Raw genomic sequence first — 18,249 nt, 5'->3', positions numbered from 1 at the left:
AGCAACCATGGCGGACGCCAAGGTCATTCCGTTCGACGACGACCGCTCCCGCGGGAGCGCGGGGCAGCGGCCGCAGCGCCGCCGGAGCACGGGTGACCGGCCCGGCGCGGTCCAGCCGCTGCCCATCAGAGGCGGGGCCCGCGACGACGAGCCGGTGACCGGGGAGGAGCCCGCGGCGGGCGACGCCCTGGAGCAGCGCGTCGCCCGCGGCCTCGCCTTCCTGCGCCGCAGGCTCACCGGGGACTACGACGTCGACGACTTCGGGTACGACGAGGAGCTGACCGACCAGGTCCTGATGTCCCTGCTGCGCCCGGTGTACGAGAAGTACTTCCGGGTCGAGGTGAAGGGCATCGAGAACATCCCGGCGGAGGGCGGCGCGCTGATCGTCGCCAACCACTCCGGGACGCTGCCGCTGGACGGGCTGATGATGCAGGTCGCCGTGCACGACCGGCATCCGGCCGGCCGGCATCTGCGGCTGCTCGCGGCCGACCTCGTCTTCGTGCTGCCGGTGGTGAACGAGCTGGCCCGCAAGCTGGGTCACACCCTCGCCTGCACCGAGGACGCCGAACGGCTGCTCGGCCAGGGCGAGCTGGTCGGGGTGATGCCGGAGGGGTTCAAGGGGATCGGCAAGCCGTTCGGGGAGCGGTACAAGCTCCAGCGGTTCGGCCGGGGCGGGTTCGTCTCCACCGCGCTCAGGCAGGGGGCGCCGATCATCCCGTGCTCGATCGTGGGCGCCGAGGAGATCTATCCGATGATCGGCAACTCCAAGACGCTCGCGCGGCTGCTGGGCTTCCCGTACTTCCCGCTGACGCCGACCTTCCCCTGGCTCGGCCCGCTCGGCGCGATCCCGCTGCCGACGAAGTGGACCATCCAGTTCGGCGAGCCGATCCCGACGGACGGCTATCCGCCGGAGGCGGCCGAGGACCCGATGCTGATGTTCAACCTGACCGACCAGGTCCGCGAACAGATCCAGCACACGCTGTACAAGCTGCTGGTGCAGCGGCGTTCGGTGTTCTTCTGAGCCAGCGCGTACGACGACGGGGCGCCCCTGCTCGGAGAGGGGCGCCCCGTCGTTCTTGTCGTACGGGCTACTCGGCGTCCTTGCTGTCGATGCCCAGGCCGGGCAGCAGGCCCGGCAGGAGCGGCGGCAGGGTGACGTCCGGCTTGCCCGGCGGGGTGGACGACTTGCCCGCGGAGGGTGAACCGCCCTCGGAGCCGGTCTTCGGCGGGTCGAGCAGGCCGCCCGTGCTGCCGCCGAGCAGTCCGTCACCGCTGTCACCGGTGGCCGAGCCGCTGGGGGTGCCGGGGCTGCTGTCCTTCTTGGCCGACGGGGTGCCACCGGTGCTCGGGGAGCCGGACCGGTGGCTGCGGGCGGAGCCGGTCGGGGCCACGCCGGGACGCTCGCCGCTGTGGCCGTCGTCGCCCTTGGTGGCGGGCGGCTTCGGCAGCAGCGACTCCAGCGGGGCGACCTCTTCGTCTATGGCGTCGAAGACCGAGGAGACCTCGTCCTTCACATCGCCGAGCTGGAGCGGGAGGCGGTCGCTCAGTGTGCTCCACACCTCGCGGTGCGAGCGGGAGAAGGCGGAGAGGGCCTGGATCGGGCCGAGGGAGCCGGGGTCCGCCTCGTAGGCAGCGTGGAGCAGGCGGTGGCCCTCGGTGACGTCGTTGCGCATGCCGGAGAGGGTGCGGCGGATCTCGCCGATGGACTCGTGGTCCAACTGGCCGCTCCGGTCGCGCTCCATCAGCCTGCGGGCCTCGTTGAGGCGGGTGGAGGCGTGGTCCAGATACGCCTGGCCGCGCTCGCCGTCGCCCTCGCTGAGGTAGTTGAGCTGGAAGTCCTCGATGCCGCGCTTGAGTCCGTACAGCGAATCGCCGGGCAGGGCCTCGGAGCTGGCGGCGGCCACTCCGCCGAAGGCACTGGCGGCCACGCCCACGCTGAGCCCGCCCGCGGTCAGTCCCTTGGCCAGCCGGGACCTCGGGCGCAGCTTGCTCAGCGGGCTCGCCCGGTGCGCGCCCCGGCCGGGGGAGCGCTGTTCGGGCACCGATGCAGCGGCCGCGCCGCCCAGGGTGCCCTCCTGGAGCATGGCCTCCATCGCGGCCACCAGTTGGGCCCGCTGGACGACCTTGACCTCCGGGTCGAGCTGCGGCTTGGGCAGCTCGGCGAGGCCGTCGGCCAGGGCCAGCAGCTCACCCTGCTCGGATCTGCCCTCGGTGGGCGGTGGTCCCGCCGGGTGCGCGTGCTCGGCCGCCGTGTCCCGGTCGGACTGCTCCTCCAGGGCCTGGGCGAAGGCGTTCGCCCGCCGGTGCGCCGATACGTTCGCAATCACTGGCGGCACCTCCTCTCGTCATGACGGTCGACTCCCCAGGGGGTCTCCTGAGGGTTGCACGCCCATGGCCACATCCACCCGATCGAGGGATCAAGATGGGCCAGGACGTGACCACAGGGAGCCTGTATCCCGCACAACGAGTGGCTCGGCACTTGGGTTACGGACGGCGGCCCGCCGGATCGCAAAACCAACTCACTTTCACCAAGCGTGAGTTGGTCATCGCTCTGCGTCGCGGGGCGGCGGCCCTCAGCGGGCGTCCTCGGGCAGGAGCCGGGCGAGGGTGCGCACGGCCCGGTACTGGAGGGTCTTGATGGCGCCCTCGTTCTTGCCCATCACCCGCGCGGTCTCGGCGACCGACAGTCCCTGGAGGAAGCGGAGCGTCACGCACTCCTGCTGCTGGGGGTTGAGCCGGCGCACCGCGTCGAGCAGTGCGGCGTTGGAGAGCGACTCCAGTACGGAGTCCTCGGGGGAGCGCGCGACCTCGTTGGCGTCGAGCATCTCCCCGGTGGTGACCTCCAGCCGGAAGCGGCTGGACTTGAAGTGGTCGGCGACGAGGTTGCGGGCGATCGTCACCAGCCAGGCGCCGAAGTCGCGGCCCTGCCAGGTGAAGGTGCCGATCCGGCGCAGGGCGCGCAGGAAGGTCTCGCTCGTCAGGTCCTCGGCGGTGGCCTTGCCGCCCACCCGGTAGTAGATGTACCGGTACACGGTGTCGCTGTACTGGTCGTAGAGGCGTCCGAAGGCGTCCGCCTCTCCTGCCTGGGCGCGTTCGACCAGGTCCATCATGCGGGCGCTGTCACTGTCCGCCGCCGGCCGTCGGGCGGCGGGCGCGCCCGTGGAACGGGCTCGTCTGCCGACCGCGGCGCTGCGTTCGGCCAGTGCGTAGCACGGACCGAGGGGCGCGGCGCCGGCGAAGGCGGGGACGGTGTGCGCGGTGGGGACAAGGCCGCGCAGCGTGTCTTTGACCGTTGCGACAGTTGCGCGCAGCGTAGCCAGGCCCGAGGCGTCAACCCCGACGTGTGGGTACACGGGACTCCCAGAGGCAGAGCTTCCATCACGTGCAGTACGGGCCCTTTCACCCGTCGTAGCGACGGAGGGGTACCGGTTTGCGTCTGAGGAGAATAACGCTTCGTGTAGACCCTGCTACACCCAGTTGCTCAAATCGTCGATTAGGTCGCCTGTGTTAGCGATTGACGACAGTTCAACTTGCCGAATGTGACCGGTTGTTGATCGAAACTGGGCTGATTTCTGTGAAAGCTGAGGCGTGTTCGAAGTCGAGATGCATAATTCGGGCGCGCGGGAGCCGTGCGGGGAGCCCGTGACCTTGCGGGGAGCCCGTGACCTCAGCGGCGGCGACGACTCAGAGCGATCGCCGCGGCCGTACCCCCGGCCACCGCGCCGACCCCGGCGGCCGCGGGGATGCCGACCTTCGCGGCCTTGCGGCCGGTGCGGTAATCGCGCAGCCGCCAGTCCTTCTCGCGGGCGTGCCGGCGCAGTTTGGCGTCCGGGTTGATCGCGTAGGGGTGGCCGACCAGGGAGAGCATCGGGATGTCGTTGTGGCTGTCGCTGTACGCGGCGCAGCGGGAGAGGTCCAGCCCCTCCGCGGCGGCCAGTGCCCGTACCGCCTCCGCCTTGGCCGGGCCGTGCAGCGGCTCGCCGACCAGCCGGCCGGTGTAGACGCCGTCGACCGACTCCGCGACCGTGCCCAGCGCGCCGGTGAGGCCGAGGCGGCGGGCGATGACCTGGGCGATCTCCACCGGGGCCGCCGTCACCAGCCACACCTTCTGGCCCGCGTCCAGGTGGGCCTGGGCGAGCGCGCGGGTGCCGGGCCAGATGCGGTCGGCCATGTACTCGTCGTAGATCTCCTCGCCGATCGTCTCCAGCTCGGCCACGCGGTGGCCCTTGACGATGGAGAGCGCCGAGTCGCGGGCGTCCTGCATGTGCTCGGGGTCCTCGACCCCGGCCAGCCGGAACCACGCCTGCTGCCAGGCGAACTTGGCGAGGTCGCGGGTCTCGAAGAACTTCCGCTTGTACAGACCGCGCCCGAAGTGGAACAGTGCGGCGCCCTGCATCACGGTGTTGTCGAGATCGAAGAAGGCGGCGGCCCGGTCGTCGCCGAGCACGGGGAACTCCGGTTCCCGCCCGGCGCCCTCGGGTTCCGGGTGTTCCTGCGAGGACTTGCGGGCGGCCTCCGCAGAAGCCTCGCCTGCCAACACGCTCCGCGCCGTGGCGGAGCGCCTACGGGGGGTGAGCCATCCAAGAGCGGCCATGGCGTGAGCATAGCCAGTCCGTTCGGTGGTTCCGGAGCCGAGAGGTTCGGAGGATGTGAACTCTCGGCGGCCGTGTCGCCACGGGTAAGGGGAGAGGCGTGGTGGCGGGGCGGGAGAATGGCCCGCATGAGTCCCCTCTTCCGGCGCAAGGCCGCCCCCCAGGAGCGGCAGGTCACCCTGATCCGCAAGCCCGGCTGCCATCTGTGCGACGACGCGCAGGCGGTGATCGAGAAGGTCTGCGGCGAACTCGGCGTGCCGTGGGAGGGCAAGGACATCACCGAGGACCGCGAGCTCCACGACCGGTACTGGGAGCAGATCCCGGTCGTCCTGGTCGACGGCGAGCAGCACACCTTCTGGCGGGTGGACGAGGGGCGGCTGCGCCGCGCGCTCATCGGCGGATGAGGGGTACGAAAGGGGCCTCAGGGGCGGGATTCGCGGGGAGTGTGTAGCTTTGCCCCCAGGTAGGGCCCCGCAACGGGCATGCGTGACCCCGGTCACGTTGGCCGGGCAAATCGGACACCATCTTTGTGCACACGTTCACAAAGACATAGCCTTCTTGTCGACGGGGCGGTCCGGGGAAGCATGACCGCTCGCAGCCCCGCTCTACCCGCAGGAGCACCGTGGCAACTGGCCGAACTCACCGACCGGCGACCCGCAGCCGAGGGATTCCCGAGGCCACCGTCGCCCGGCTTCCGCTGTACCTCCGAGCCCTGACGGCCCTGTCGGAGCGCTCGGTCCCCACGGTCTCCTCCGAGGAACTGGCCGCGGCGGCGGGAGTCAACTCCGCCAAGCTGCGCAAGGACTTCTCCTACCTGGGCTCCTACGGCACCCGCGGTGTCGGGTACGACGTGGAGTACCTCGTCTACCAGATCTCCCGCGAGCTGGGCCTCACCCAGGACTGGCCCGTCGTCATCGTCGGTATCGGAAACCTCGGCGCGGCCCTCGCCAACTACGGCGGCTTCGCCTCGCGCGGGTTCCGGGTCGCGGCGCTGATAGACGCCGATCCCGCGATGGCCGGCAAGCCGGTCGCGGGCATCCCGGTGCGGCACACCGACGAGCTCGAGAAGATCATCGAGGACAACGGGGTCTCCATCGGCGTCATCGCCACCCCCGCCGGTGCCGCCCAGCAGGTCTGCGACCGGCTCGTGGCCGCCGGGGTGACCTCCATCCTGAACTTCGCGCCGACCGTGCTGTCCGTCCCGGACGGCGTCGACGTGCGCAAGGTCGACCTCTCCATCGAGCTGCAGATCCTCGCCTTCCACGAGCAGCGCAAGGCCGGTGAGGAGACCGCCTCCGGCGACGGCGCCGTACCCGCGGCCGCCCCCGCCCGCACGGGCGCCGCCGACCAGGGACCCGACGGGGACGTGCCCGCCGTGATGCCGGCATGAGCCTCCTCGTCGTAGGGCTGAGCCACCGCAGTGCCCCCGTGAGCGTGCTGGAGCGGGCCGCGCTGAGCGCGGACGCCCAGGTCAAGCTGCTCCAGGACACCGTGGCCGCCGACCCGGCCACCGAGGCGGCGGTGCTCGCCACCTGCAACCGCATCGAGCTGTACGCCGACGTCGACAAGTTCCACGCCGGTGTCGCCGAGCTGTCCACGCTGCTCGCCCAGCACAGCGGGGTGGGCCTGGAGGAACTGACGCCGTTCCTCTACGTCCACTACGAGGACCGGGCCGTCCACCACCTGTTCTCGGTGGCCTGCGGGCTGGACTCCATGGTCGTCGGCGAGGGCCAGATCCTCGGCCAGATCAAGGACGCCCTCGCCCGCGCCCAGGAGCTGCACACCGCCGGACGGCTGCTGAACGATCTCTTCCAGCAGGCCCTCAGGGTCGGCAAGCGCGCCCACTCCGAGACCGGCATCGACCGTGCCGGGCAGTCCCTGGTCACCTTCGGCCTGGAGCAGCTCGCCGCGGGTGCGGACGTGCCGGGCTGGGCCAAGGGCCGTACCGCGCTGGTGATCGGCGCCGGGTCGATGTCCTCGCTGGCCGCCGCCACGCTGGCGCGGGCCGGGGTCACCGAGATCGTCGTCGCCAACCGCACCTTCGAGCGCGCCGAGCGGCTCGCGCAGATCCTCACCGAGGCCGAGGGCGGCACGACCACCGCCCGGGCGGTCCGGATGGACGCCGTGGCGGCGGAACTTACACGTGCCGACGTCGTCGTCTCCTGTACCGGTGCGACCGGGCTCGTGCTGACGGCCGACGCCGTCGCCGAGGCCGTCGCGGGCCGTACCGGCGAGAAGGCTGCCGACCTGGCGGACAGTGCCGCGGCTCCGGCCGCGCTGCCCCCGACCAGCGTCGGAACCGACGAGAACTGCCCGCTGGACCTGGCCGCCGTACAGGGCACGCCCGGCTTCTCCGTGCACGGCGAGGCCGCCGTCGCCGGGATGGACGCCGCGACCCTGGAGCAGCACGCCGCCTGGGTCGGTGAGGGCACCTCCCTGCTGGAGCAGGGCCGCGAGCACGACGCGGGCCGCTCCGGCCCCGAGGCCGACACCGAGCTGATCGCCGCGCTCGCGCAGGCCGTCGCCACCGCCGGACGCGTCCCCGAGTACCGCAGGCCCGAACCGGTCGCCGAGATCCCGCGCCCGGCCCCGGCCGTCTTCCTCCTCGACCTCGCCATGCCCCGCGACATCGACGCGGCCGTGCACCGGCTGGCCGGGGTGCGCCTGGTGGACATCGAGTCGCTGGCCGACGCCTCCGCCGACGCCCCGATGGCGTCCGACGTGGACCAGGTTCGGCGTATCGTCTCCGACGAGGTCGCGGCGTTCGGCGCGGCACTGCGCGCGGCGCACATCACGCCCACCGTGGTCGCGCTGCGCACCATGGCCGCCGATGTCGTCGCCGCCGAGATCGCGCGGCTCGACGGGCGCCTGCCCGGCCTGGACGACCGCCAGCGCGGCGAGATCCGGCAGACCGTGCACCGTGTCGTGGACAAGCTCCTGCACGCGCCGACCGTACGGGTCAAGCAGCTCGCGGCCGAGCCCGGAGGCACCGGGTACGCGGACGCGCTGCGGACCCTGTTCGACCTCGACCCGGAGACGGTCGCCGCCGTCTCGCGGGCCGTGGACAACACAGACGAGAAGGACCGACCGGCATGACTGAGAAGGCACTGCGACTGGGGACCAGGCGGAGCAAGCTCGCCATGGCCCAGTCCGGGCAGGTGGCGGACGCCGTGAGCCGGGTGACCGGCCGGCCCGTCGAGCTGGTCGAGATCACCACGTACGGCGACGTCTCCCGCGAGGCGCTGGCGCAGATCGGCGGCACCGGGGTGTTCGTCACGGCGCTGCGGGACGCGCTGGTGCGGGGCGAGGTGGACTTCGCGGTTCATTCGCTCAAGGACCTGCCGACCACGCAGCCCGAGGAACTGGCGCTCGCCGCCGTACCGGTGCGCGAGGACCCGCGGGACGTGATCGTCGCCCGCGACGCCCTGAAGTTCACCGACCTCCCGCGCGGCGCGCGCATCGGCACCGGTTCGCCGCGCCGCATGGCCCAGCTCAACGCGTACGCGCGGACCCACGGGCTGGACATCGAGACGGTGGCGATCCGCGGCAACGTGGACACCCGCATCGGGTACGTCCACGAGGGACGGCTCGACGCCGTCGTGCTCGCGGCCGCCGGACTCAACCGGATCGGCCGGATCGACGAGGTGACCGACTTCCTGTCGGTCGACACGGTCCTGCCCGCCCCCGGCCAGGGGGCCCTGGCGATCGAGTGCGCCGCCTTCGACGCGGACCTCGTCGCCGCCCTCGGCGAACTCGACGACCCGCACACGCGGGCCGCCGTCACCGCCGAGCGGTCACTGCTCGCCGCGCTGGAAGCCGGCTGCAGCGCCCCTGTGGGTGCGCTGGCCGACCTTCTGGTCGACGGGCCTGTTGTCAAGGAAATGCGCCTGCGTGGCGTCGTCGGCACGACCGACGGCTCGCGCACGGTGCAGCAGTCCACCACCGGTTCCGTGCCCCTGACGCACGACGGGGCGATGGCACTCGGGCGCGAACTCGCCGCCGAGATGCTCGCCCAGGGCGCGGCCGGTCTGATGGGGGAGCGAGCACATTGAGCCCCACCGCCTTTCCCGCCGGTCCCGAACACGGGCACGTCACCTTCCTGGGTGCCGGACCCGGAGATCCGGGACTGCTGACTCTGCGCGCCGTGGAGGCGCTGTCCCACGCGGACGTCCTGGTCGCCGAGCACGAGGTGCTCGACGTGATCCGGCCGCACGCACGGCAGGGCGTCTCCGTCGTGCCGACGGCGGCGGTCTCCTCCCCGGACGCGCTTCCGGGCGCACCGCAGCTCACGGTCGTTGACGGTGCGTCAACTCCCGCTGTGGCCCCGGCCGCTGCCCAGGATGCGGCTCATCTTGTCATGGAGGCCGCACGGGGCGGCAGGCGGGTGGTCCGTGCGGTCGCCGGTGATCCGGGACTGGACACGGACGCCGCCGACGAGATGCTGGCCTGCGCCGCGGCCGGGGTGCCCTTCGAGGTCGTCCCCGGTGTGGCGGCCGCGACCGGTGTGCCCGCGTACGCCGGTGTGCCGCTCCGGGACGCGCGGGGCGCGGACGTGCGTTTCGTGGACGCGCGTACCGCCTCCGACCGCTGCTGGACGGAGGTGGGCGCCTCGGACGGCACGGTGGTCGTCTCCACCTCGCTGGACTCCGTCGCGGCGGCCGCCGCCGAGCTGGTGTCCGCGGGCCGCAAGCCCGACACCCCGCTGACGGTGACGATCGCCGGTACGACGACCCGCCAGCGCACCTGGACGGCGACGCTGGGCACGATCGCGCAGACGCTGAAGCAGGCCAAGGTGCTGCCGTCCCCGGACGGCGGCCGCCCGGTCATAGCCGTGGTCGGTGAGCGGTCCGCCGCCGCCCGCCGCGACCAGCTCTCGTGGTTCGAGTCCAAGCCGCTGTTCGGCTGGAAGGTGCTCGTGCCGCGCACCAAGGAGCAGGCCGCCTCGCTCTCCGACCAGCTCCGCTCCTACGGCGCGGTGCCGCACGAGGTCCCGACGATCGCCGTCGAGCCGCCGCGCACCCCGCAGCAGATGGAGCGCGCGGTCAAGGGCCTGGTCACCGGCCGCTACGAGTGGATCGCCTTCACCTCGGTCAACGCGGTCAAGGCGGTGCGCGAGAAGTTCGAGGAGTACGGGCTCGACGCGCGTGCCTTCGCGGGCATCAAGGTGGCCGCGGTGGGCGAGCAGACCGCGAACGCTCTGATCGCCTTCGGTGTGAAGCCGGACCTGGTGCCGAGCGGTGAGCAGTCGGCCGCGGGTCTGCTGGAGGACTGGCCGCCCTACGACCCGGTCTTCGACCCGATCGACCGTGTCTTCCTGCCGCGTGCCGACATCGCCACCGAGACGCTGGTGGCCGGCCTGATCGAGCTGGGCTGGGAGGTGGACGACGTCACCGCGTACCGCACGGTCCGCGCCTCGCCGCCCCCGGCGGACACCCGTGAGGCGATCAAGGGCGGTGGCTTCGACGCCGTGCTCTTCACCTCGTCCTCCACGGTCCGTAACCTGGTCGGTATCGCGGGCAAGCCGCACAACGTGACGGTCATCGCCTGCATCGGCCCCGCCACGGCCAAGACGGCCGAGGAGCACGGGCTGCGCGTGGACGTGATGGCTCCGGAGCCGTCCGTGCACAAGCTGGCGGAGGCCCTGGCCGCGTTCGGCATGAAGCGGCGCGCGTCCGCGGTGGAGGCGGGCGACCCGGTGACCCGGCCGAGCGAGCGGCGGCCGGGGGCGCGCAGGCGTCGTACGACGACCTGAGGTCTGCCGAGGTGTGTGTGAGCGGGGTGTCCCTTCCGGGGGCACCCCGCTTCTCGTCCCCGGGGGCTTCACCGGCGTCCGGGATCACGTGTTCCGGTGGGATGAGGACCGGGGCCGCGGGACGTAAAAGAACCAAAGAACCGGGTGAAAGAACCTGCCTACCGGCCAAACCCCGAGTCGATCACTCGGCCGGGTGAAAAGGCGTGAACCGGCTGGCGCGGCGCAGCCGTTGGGGTGCACTCTCACACCGAGGCGTTGACGCGCCTCGACAACCCCACACATGCATCGGCCCCCGCCGGGACGGCAATCCCAGTGCGAGGGCCTGACCAACGAGGAAGAAAGACCCTTCCCCATGGCTGAGATGAAGCCTAACCCCGTCCCGCGCCGGATTCACGAGGTTCGCCGCACGGACACCCCGTCCGGTGTCACTCACGTACGGGCCCAGCAGCCGGACCGGTTCACGGTCGTCGGCAACCACCTCCTCCAGCACCCCGTGCTGTCGCTGACCGCCATCGGGCTGGCCGCGCACATCCTGTCGCTGCCCGAGGGCGCCCCCGTCGACATCCGCAGCCTCGCCGAGCGGTTCCCCGAGGGGCGGGACCGGATCGCCTTCGCCCTGCGGGAGCTGGAGACGCACGGGTATCTGCGCAGGGTGCGGGAGCGTACGGAGTCCGGGCGCATCGTCACCCGTACCTACGCACACCACCTCCCGCACCGGGTGCCCGCCGTGCCCGGCACCGGAGCGGCGCCGCGAGCCCGCAGGCCGGTGCCCCGGCCCTCACGCAACGCCCAGGCCGCGCCGCAGGAGGACGACCGGGGCGAGAACTGGGCTGAACCGGCGCCCCCGGCACCGCGGGTGTCCGAGGCACCCGCCGCCCCGGCGCGGGCGGACCAGCCCGACCCACCCGCCGACGACACCGCACCCCACCCCCGCGACGACCGGGCCGTCACGCTGCTCGCGGGCCTGCGCCGCACCGACGCCCGGCTCACGCTGTCCCGCCGGGACGTGCACCGGCTCGCGCCCGCCGTCACCGCCTGGTTCGACGTCGGCGCGGGCGCCTCCACCGTGATCCACACGCTGACGGCGGGCCTGCCCGCGGTCCTGGAGAGCCCGGCGGCGCTGATCTCCTACCGCCTGCGGAACCAGCTCCCGCCACCCCTGCCCGCGCCCACCGCGCCGCCCGCCCCGTCCGCCAGGGCCGCCCATCCCATGCGGAACTGCGACGGCTGCGACCGGGGATTCCGGGCGGCCGAGCCGGGGCGGTGCAGGGACTGCCGGTCCGCTCCCGCGCAGGTGTACGCGGCCTGACGCCGACCCAGCGGGCCGACTGCGCGTCGGTAAAGGCACGGGATGAGCGGGCGTAGCGTAGAAGGCATGTCGAAGTACGGTTCCTTTCCCGGTACGCGTCCGCGGCGGTTGCGGACCTCGCCCGTCATGCGGCGGATGGTCGCGGAGACGCGGCTGCATCCGGCCGACTTCATCCTTCCGGCGTTCGTCCGGGAGGGCGTGAGCGAGCCGGTGCCGGTCGCCGCGATGCCCGGTGTCGTGCAGCACACCCGCGACAGCCTGAAGAAGGCCGCGCTGGAGGCCGTCGAGGCGGGCGTCTCGGGGATCATGCTGTTCGGGGTGCCGGAGGAGTCGAAGAAGGACGGGCTCGGCACGCCGGGCACCGACCCGGACGGCATCCTCCAGGTCGCCCTGCGCGATGTGCGCGCCGAGGTCGGCGACGACCTGCTGATCATGTCCGACCTGTGCCTGGACGAGTTCACCGACCACGGGCACTGCGGTGTGCTGGACGCCGAGGGCCGCGTCGACAACGACGCCACCCTGGAGCGGTACGCCGAGATGGCCCAGGTCCAGGCCGACGCGGGCGCCCATGTGGTGGGCCCGAGCGGCATGATGGACGGCCAGATCGGTGTCGTCCGGGACGCGCTGGACCAGATCGGCCGCGAGGACGTGGCGATCCTCGCGTACACCGTGAAGTACTCCTCCGCCTTCTACGGCCCCTTCCGCGAGGCCGTCGGCTCCTCGCTGCAGGGTGACCGCAAGACGTACCAGCAGGACCCGGCCAACCTCCGCGAGTCCCTGCGGGAACTGGAGCTGGACCTCGCCGAGGGTGCGGACATGGTCATGGTGAAGCCGGCCGGGCCCTACCTGGACATCCTGGCGCGTGTCTCCGACGCGGTGGACGTGCCCGTGGCCGCCTACCAGATCTCCGGTGAGTACTCGATGATCGAGGCCGCCGCCGAGAAGGGCTGGATCGACCGCGACCGGGCCATCCTGGAGTCCCTGACGGGGATCAAGCGGGCCGGGGCGCGGAACATCCTCACGTACTGGGCGACCGAGGTGGCGCAGAAGCTGCGCTGAGGGGCGTCGGCGCCGCATGACGACGGGGCCGGTACCGCGGTGATCACCGCGGTACCGGCCCCGTTCCGTGGGCCCTCGGCTCAGCGCTTGATGTTGATGACGACGGTCTTGGTCTTCTCGTGGTTCTGGGCGTAGTCCACCGAACGGAACTTCAGCACGTGCTTGCCCTTGCCGTGCACCGTGATCTCCGACCTGTACTTCTTCCACCCGGCGCCGTCGAGCTTGTACTCGGTCCTGGCCACGCCGGACACGCGGTCCTTGGCGGTCAGGGTGACGCACACGTCCGAGTGGTGGTCGCCGTGCTTGTCGGGGCGCGGGGCGACATGGGCCTTGGTGACCGGCGGCTTGGTGTCCAGCGGGAGGTTCAGCGCGGCGTCGCTCGGGGTCAGCTCGTCCTCCCGGGTCGGGGGCGGCACATCGCCCGAGGCGCTGGTGCGGCCGACGGAGCCGACGCGCAGCAGCAGGTTGGCCCAGTCGTCGAAGCCGGTGAGCGTCGTGCGCTGTCCGTCGTTGTTGACGTCGAAGGTGACCGGCGTCTCCTCGATCAGGCCGTTGCAGTTCCAGTCGACCTGGCCCTGTGAGGCGGCCACGTCGACGAAGGAGCCGCCGTTGCTGCCCGGGCACCAGTGCCGGATGTCGTAGTTCCCGCTGCTGGCGGGGTACGACCGCTCGTTCAGGCTGTTCTCGTTCAGCGAGGTGTTCTGGCGGGAGAGGTCCGTGTTCCCGGTGCTGGTCCCGGTCGTCAGACCGAACTGGTACAGGTAGTTCATCACGCTGAAGTACTGCGGCTTGTTGTTGACGTTCTGGTCGCCGCCGTGCTCCAGGTTGAGGTTGTGGCCCAGCTCGTGCATGAACGTGCCGGCCTGCTCGGCGACCGTCCCCACCTGGCCCGTGAAGCTGCCCAGGCTGACGATGAGGTCACTGCCCGGGGTGGGGGCGATGCCGCTGGAGGGGGTGCCGGCCTGGAGGTTGTGGGCCGAGATGGCGTAGTGGAAGATCGGCGCCCGGCCGGTGCTGGTGAAGCCGCCGGTGTCGTTCTTGATCGTGTTGAAGGCGTTCCACTGGTACATGCCGTTGACCGCGGTGCCCAGGTTGGTCTGCTCCGTGAGCGGCCGGGCCTTGCTCAGGGTGCCCCACGTCGCGTTGGTAGCGAAGTTCATGATGCTGTTCGGCCCGGCGTCCACGTGCAGATTGATGCCGGTGGTCGGCGAGTGCCGTGAGTAGGGCGAGTTCGCGAAGGCGTCGACCACCTGCTTGATGGCCGCGGGGGCGAGCGCGTGGCTGTGGTTGTCGTTCGCCATCCAGTCGAGCTGGACGAAGACGTCCGGCTTGTTGACCGTGGCCCCCATCGCGGGCAGGTTGACGAACTGCAGACCCGGCGCGGGCGCGGTGTGGGCGCTGCCGTCGGCCGGGTTGATGTAGATGCCGTTCCGCTTCCAGCTGTCGGGGATGCCGTCGCAGGTCGTGGAGTTGCAGTCGAAGGTGAAGTCGACGGTCGGGTTGACGCCCTGGCCGCCGCTGCGGCTGATCACATAGCCGGCCGGGGCCGTCTGCGTGTAGGTGGCGTCGCCGACGACGGGTGCGTCCCAGCTGATCTGGGTCCGGTTGGGCTCCCGGTAGATGTTGAAGCTGACGGTCCCGAAGTTGCCGCGGGGGTCGCCGCAGGCGTCGAGGTTCCAGGTGGCGGTGGCGCCCGCGTTGATGCGCTCCGGCAGCGCTGCGGGGCATCCGTTGTAGCTGTTGGGCCCCAGGGTCAGGTCGCGGTCGCTGTTGTTGATGAACCTCACCGTCAGCAGCGTGCCGGCGCGCTGGGCGGCGGCCGACGCTCCGGCCGCCGCCAGGGTGAGCAGGGCCACGGCCAGGGCCAGGACGCCCAGTGCCGTGTTCCTGCCCGGTCGTGTGCGGGCTGCGGGGCCGCGCCCGCCCACCGCAGCACCGTGGTAACGCAGTGTGTTCATAACCGCACGGTAGGGCTACGCTCAGTGTCCGCCCGGTGCGGCTCGTCGCACTGTCACTCCGTCGGCCGTCCGCTGTCCGGCGCGGACGGTGCCGTGCGTGTGCGGGGCCCAAAGGCGGCTACTTCTCCTCGCCGGTCTTCCGCTCCGGTGCGGCCGGACCCTGGAGCTCCAGCCGGCCGTTGCTCTTCTCGGGGTGGTCGGCCGGCTGGGCGCCGCCCTGGCCGCCGAGGTTGTTGCGGACCGAGTCCAGGATCGTCAGTCCCTGGGCGACCAGGCCGGCCGCTATCTCGCCGAGGCCGTCCGCGCCGTTCAGGACATTGACGTTGGCCCCCTTGAGGCCGCCCGCGGCCTCCTTCACGATCAGCGGGAGCTGGTCGATCAGCATCCGGTCCAGGGCGACCCGGTCGTGCGAGGCCGCGGCCTCGGCCTGGATCTTCATCCGCTCGGCGTCCGCGATGGCGAGGACCCGGACCCGCTCGGCCTCGGCCTCCGCGGGCTTCACGATCTCCGCCACCAACTGCTGCTGGCGCAACTTGGCCTGACGCAGGGCGAGTTCGGTCTGCGCGGCCAGCACCTCCTGCTGCGCGTGCGCCTGCGCCAGCGGACCGGCCTGCGCGGCCTCGGCCTGGGCGCGGTCGACCTGCGCCGAGTACTCCGCCTGGACCACCGCGGTCTGCCGGGCGTACTCCGCCTGCTTGCGGGCCGCGACCTGCTCCGCCTCGGCGGCGGCCTGGTTGGCCTGGGCCTGGGCGATCTGGGCCTGCCGCCGGATGGCCGCCTTGTGCGGGGCGGACATCGCGTCGATGTAACCGGTGTTGCCGTCGTCGATCGACTGGATCTGGAGCGAGTCCACGGTCAGGCCGATCTTCGCCATCTCCGTCTTCGACGTGTCCAGCACCTCGGCCGCCAGCTTCTGCCGCTCGGTGACGATCTCCTCGACCGTCATGGAGCCGATGATCGCGCGCAGGTGGCCCGCGAAGATCCGGCCGGTCAGGACCGACATCTGTTCCTGGTCGGAGAGGAAGCGCTGGCCCGCGTTGATGATGCTCTCGGGGTCGTTGCCGACCTTGAACGCGATCACGGCGCGGACGTGCAGCGCGATGCCCTGCCTGGTCACACAGGTCTCGGTGACCTCGGCCTCGCACATCGACAGCGTGAGGAAGCGGACCTTGCGGAAGACGGGGAGTACGAACTTGCCGTGCCCCGTCACCACCCGGAACGGTGCGCCCCCCAGTCCCCGCCGGCCTCCCGAGATCAGCATCGCCTCGTCGGGGGCGGGAACGCGGTAACCGAACATACTGCTCGTCTCCTCAGTCGACGCCGGCGGACAGCCCGCCCAGCGTGTCCAATGGATCGCCCCACGCGATGACATCGACCTCACGGAACCCTCGTGACTCGATCACGAGCACGGTCGCCCCGCGCGGCAGCGGCTCCTGCGACCAGGCGAGGAAGGTCTCGGAGCCGCCTCTGACCCGCACCAGGATCTCGCCGGGACCGGCGGAGCCTCGCGTGCCGATGAGCAGTTCCCCCGTGCAGCCGATCACGGCTTCGTCCTGTGCCATCGCCCGGCTGCCTCCCGTCGTTTCTGGTCCTCCGGTCCGACGATAGACCCGCGGATGACGGGCGTACACCAAGGGTTTCTCTGGCTTTTGAAGGGCCGCCGGGATGCGGAACGGCCCGGTCCGCACATGGCGGGCCGGGCCGTTCTCACGTCGTACGGGTCAGAGCTTCCCGGGCGTCCTGATGCCCAGCAGCGCCATGCCCTCGTGCAGGGTGCGCGCGGTCAGGTCGACCAGGAAGAGGCGGTTCTCCACCTGCGCGGGGGAGTCGGCCTTCAGCACCGGGCACTGGTCGTAGAAGGTCGTCAGGAGCGAGGCGAGCTGGTAGAGGTAGGCGGCCATCTTGTGGGGCTCGCGGGCCGCCGCGACCTCCAGGACCGTCTCCGCGAACTGGTCCAGGTGCAGGCCCAGCGCGCGCTCGGCCGGGGCCAGCGCCAGCTCCGGGTGGGCGGCGGGGCGGGCCTCGCCGGCCTTGCGGAGGATGGACTGGACACGGGCGTACGCGTACTGGAGGTACACCGAGGTGTCGCCGTTGAGCGAGACCATCTGGTCCAGGTCGAACTTGTAGTCCCGCACGGCCGAGGTGGAGAGGTCCGCGTACTTCACGGCGCCGACGCCGACGTACCGGCCGTTCTCGACGATCTCGTCCTCGGTCAGGCCCACCTTCTCGGCCTTCTCCCGGACCACGGCGGTGGCCCGCTCGACGGCCTCGTCCAGCAGGTTCTCCAGCTTGACCGTCTCGCCCTCACGCGTCTTGAACGGCTTGCCGTCCTTGCCGAGGACCGTGCCGAAGGCCAGCTGGATCGCGGTCACGTCGTCGTTCAGCCAGCCCGCCCGGCGCGCGGTCTCGAAGACCATCCGGAAGTGCAGGGCCTGCCGGGCGTCCACCACGTACAGCAGGGTGGTCGCCTTGAGGTTGAAGACGCGGTCGCGGATCGCGGAGAGGTCGGTGGCCGCGTAGCCGTAGCCGCCGTCGGACTTCTGGACGATCAGCGGGACCGGGTTGCCCTCCGGGCCCTTGATGTCGTCGAAGAACACGCACAGCGCGCCCTCGGAGCGCACGGCGACGCCGGACTCCTCCAGGAGGCGGCAGGTCTCCGCGAGCATGTCGTTGTAGCCGGACTCGCCGACGATGTCGGGGTCGCGGACCTCCATGTCCAGCTTGTCGAAGACGGAGAAGAAGTAGATCTTCGACTCGTCCACGAACTTCTGCCAGATGGCGAGGGTCTTCTCGTCGCCCGCCTGGAGGTCGACCACCCGGCGCCGGGCGCGGGTCTTGAACTCCTCGTCGGAGTCGAACAGCCTGCGCGCGGTCTTGTAGAGGCGGTCCAGGTTGGACATCGCCTCCTCGCCGGACACCTCGGACTCCTTGTGGTCCAGCTCGTGCGGGTGCTCGTCCAGGTACTGGATGAGCATGCCGAACTGGGTGCCCCAGTCGCCGATGTGGTGCCGGCGGACCACGTTCTCGCCGGTGAACTCCAGCAGCCGCACCATCGCGTCGCCGATGACCGCCGAGCGCAGGTGGCCGACGTGCATCTCCTTGGCCACGTTCGGCTGCGCGTAGTCGATCACCGTGGTGCCGGGGTGCGCGGCGAACGGCACGCCGAGGCGGCCGGTGTCGTCCGCGTACCGGGCGGCCAGGTTCTCGGTGATCGCCTTGTCCGCGACGGTGATGTTGAGGAAGCCGGGGCCGGAGACCTCGACGTCCGCGATCACCTCGCCGGTGACGATGCCGGAGACGACCTGCGTGGCCAGCTCGCGCGGGTTGGCCTTGGCCTTCTTGGCGAGCGCGAGGATGCCGTTGGCCTGGTAGTCGGCCCGGTCACTTCGTCGCAGCAGCGGGTCCGCGTCCGCGGCCTGGGGCAGGGCGGCCGTGAGGGCGGAGGCGAGGTGCTGCTGGACGGAGTCGCGGAGGGACGTGACCGAGGCCATAGGTAAGGGTGCCGTTCTCCTCGTGGGAATGGATGGTCCCGGCCAGTATCCCACGGGGGGTAAAGCCGTTTTTTCCCGCGCGGGAGTG

Annotated in this window: 15 protein-coding genes; 8 read left to right on the top strand and 7 right to left on the bottom strand. The window is 71.4% G+C overall.

All coding sequences use genetic code 11. The features are described 5' to 3' along the window. The first annotated feature begins 7 nt into the window (after nt 1–7). Nucleotides 8–1,021 carry a lysophospholipid acyltransferase family protein gene (locus tag HEK131_RS28645; protein WP_244337707.1) on the top strand — a complete coding sequence of 338 codons (1,014 nt, stop codon included), beginning with the start codon at nt 8–10 and terminating at the stop codon, nt 1,019–1,021. 67 nt (nt 1,022–1,088) lie between these two features. On the opposite strand, the gene HEK131_RS28640 is transcribed toward HEK131_RS28645, so the two are convergent. From HEK131_RS28640 to HEK131_RS28630, 3 genes are all read right to left on the bottom strand, one after another. Then, entirely contained in the window at nt 1,089–2,327 is a 1,239-nt protein-coding gene (locus HEK131_RS28640) for a DUF5667 domain-containing protein (RefSeq protein WP_244337705.1), read from the bottom strand. Between the two features lie 246 nt (nt 2,328–2,573). Continuing rightward, nucleotides 2,574–3,353: an ECF subfamily RNA polymerase sigma factor, BldN family gene (locus tag HEK131_RS28635; RefSeq protein ID WP_217462898.1), complete on the bottom strand. Its 780-nt coding sequence runs from the start codon at nt 3,351–3,353 to the stop codon at nt 2,574–2,576. A 314-nt stretch (nt 3,354–3,667) separates the two neighbouring features. Next, nucleotides 3,668–4,594: an HAD family hydrolase gene (locus HEK131_RS28630; protein WP_217462899.1), complete on the bottom strand. Its 927-nt coding sequence runs from the start codon at nt 4,592–4,594 to the stop codon at nt 3,668–3,670. A 117-nt stretch (nt 4,595–4,711) separates the two neighbouring features. Here HEK131_RS28630 and HEK131_RS28625 point away from each other — a divergent pair, with 117 nt between their 5' ends. The 7 genes from HEK131_RS28625 (at nt 4,712) to hemB (ending at nt 12,712) form a co-directional block, all read left to right on the top strand. Then, on the top strand, nt 4,712–4,996 hold the full coding sequence (locus HEK131_RS28625; RefSeq protein ID WP_244337703.1) for a glutaredoxin family protein: 285 nt from the start codon (nt 4,712–4,714) through the stop codon (nt 4,994–4,996). Between the two features lie 218 nt (nt 4,997–5,214). Continuing rightward, nucleotides 5,215–5,982 (top strand): redox-sensing transcriptional repressor Rex, encoded by a 768-nt coding sequence (locus tag HEK131_RS28620; RefSeq protein ID WP_217462901.1) that lies wholly within the window; start codon nt 5,215–5,217, stop codon nt 5,980–5,982. Then, on the top strand, nt 5,979–7,688 hold the full coding sequence (locus tag HEK131_RS28615; RefSeq protein ID WP_244337701.1) for a glutamyl-tRNA reductase: 1,710 nt from the start codon (nt 5,979–5,981) through the stop codon (nt 7,686–7,688). The genes HEK131_RS28620 and HEK131_RS28615 overlap by 4 nt, the downstream gene beginning before the upstream one ends. Then, nucleotides 7,685–8,644: a hydroxymethylbilane synthase gene (gene hemC, locus HEK131_RS28610; protein WP_217462903.1), complete on the top strand. Its 960-nt coding sequence runs from the start codon at nt 7,685–7,687 to the stop codon at nt 8,642–8,644. Before HEK131_RS28615 ends, hemC begins: the two co-directional genes overlap by 4 nt. Beyond that, entirely contained in the window at nt 8,641–10,344 is a 1,704-nt protein-coding gene (locus HEK131_RS28605; protein ID WP_217462904.1) for a uroporphyrinogen-III synthase, read from the top strand. The genes hemC and HEK131_RS28605 overlap by 4 nt, the downstream gene beginning before the upstream one ends. Nucleotides 10,345–10,696: 352 nt before the next feature. Then, on the top strand, nt 10,697–11,653 hold the full coding sequence (locus tag HEK131_RS28600; protein WP_244337699.1) for a helix-turn-helix domain-containing protein: 957 nt from the start codon (nt 10,697–10,699) through the stop codon (nt 11,651–11,653). Between the two features lie 66 nt (nt 11,654–11,719). After that, on the top strand, nt 11,720–12,712 hold the full coding sequence (hemB, locus tag HEK131_RS28595) for a porphobilinogen synthase (protein WP_217462908.1): 993 nt from the start codon (nt 11,720–11,722) through the stop codon (nt 12,710–12,712). A gap of 80 nt (nt 12,713–12,792) precedes the next feature. Here hemB and HEK131_RS28590 read toward each other — a convergent pair whose 3' ends face one another. The 4 genes from HEK131_RS28590 to argS all read right to left on the bottom strand — a co-directional run bounded on the left by HEK131_RS28590 (nt 12,793) and on the right by argS (nt 18,161). Further along, nucleotides 12,793–14,670, bottom strand: coding sequence for an OmpL47-type beta-barrel domain-containing protein (locus tag HEK131_RS28590; protein ID WP_244337697.1), 1,878 nt, complete (start codon nt 14,668–14,670; stop codon nt 12,793–12,795). Nucleotides 14,671–14,788: 118 nt separating this feature from the next. Next, nucleotides 14,789–15,967 carry a flotillin family protein gene (locus tag HEK131_RS28585; RefSeq protein WP_217462910.1) on the bottom strand — a complete coding sequence of 393 codons (1,179 nt, stop codon included), beginning with the start codon at nt 15,965–15,967 and terminating at the stop codon, nt 14,789–14,791. Nucleotides 15,968–15,980: 13 nt separating this feature from the next. After that, on the bottom strand, nt 15,981–16,232 hold the full coding sequence (locus HEK131_RS28580; RefSeq protein ID WP_031183183.1) for a hypothetical protein: 252 nt from the start codon (nt 16,230–16,232) through the stop codon (nt 15,981–15,983). Nucleotides 16,233–16,391: 159 nt separating this feature from the next. Then, nucleotides 16,392–18,161: an arginine--tRNA ligase gene (argS, locus tag HEK131_RS28575; RefSeq protein WP_244337695.1), complete on the bottom strand. Its 1,770-nt coding sequence runs from the start codon at nt 18,159–18,161 to the stop codon at nt 16,392–16,394. Between the last annotated feature and the right edge of the window lie 88 nt (nt 18,162–18,249).

Origin of the sequence: Streptomyces seoulensis (genome assembly GCF_022846655.1) — a bacterium.
Taxonomy (GTDB): Bacteria; Actinomycetota; Actinomycetes; order Streptomycetales; family Streptomycetaceae; genus Streptomyces.
The sequence above is the reverse complement of the archived record's forward strand: the minus strand, read 5'-3'. Positions and strand labels throughout refer to the sequence as shown.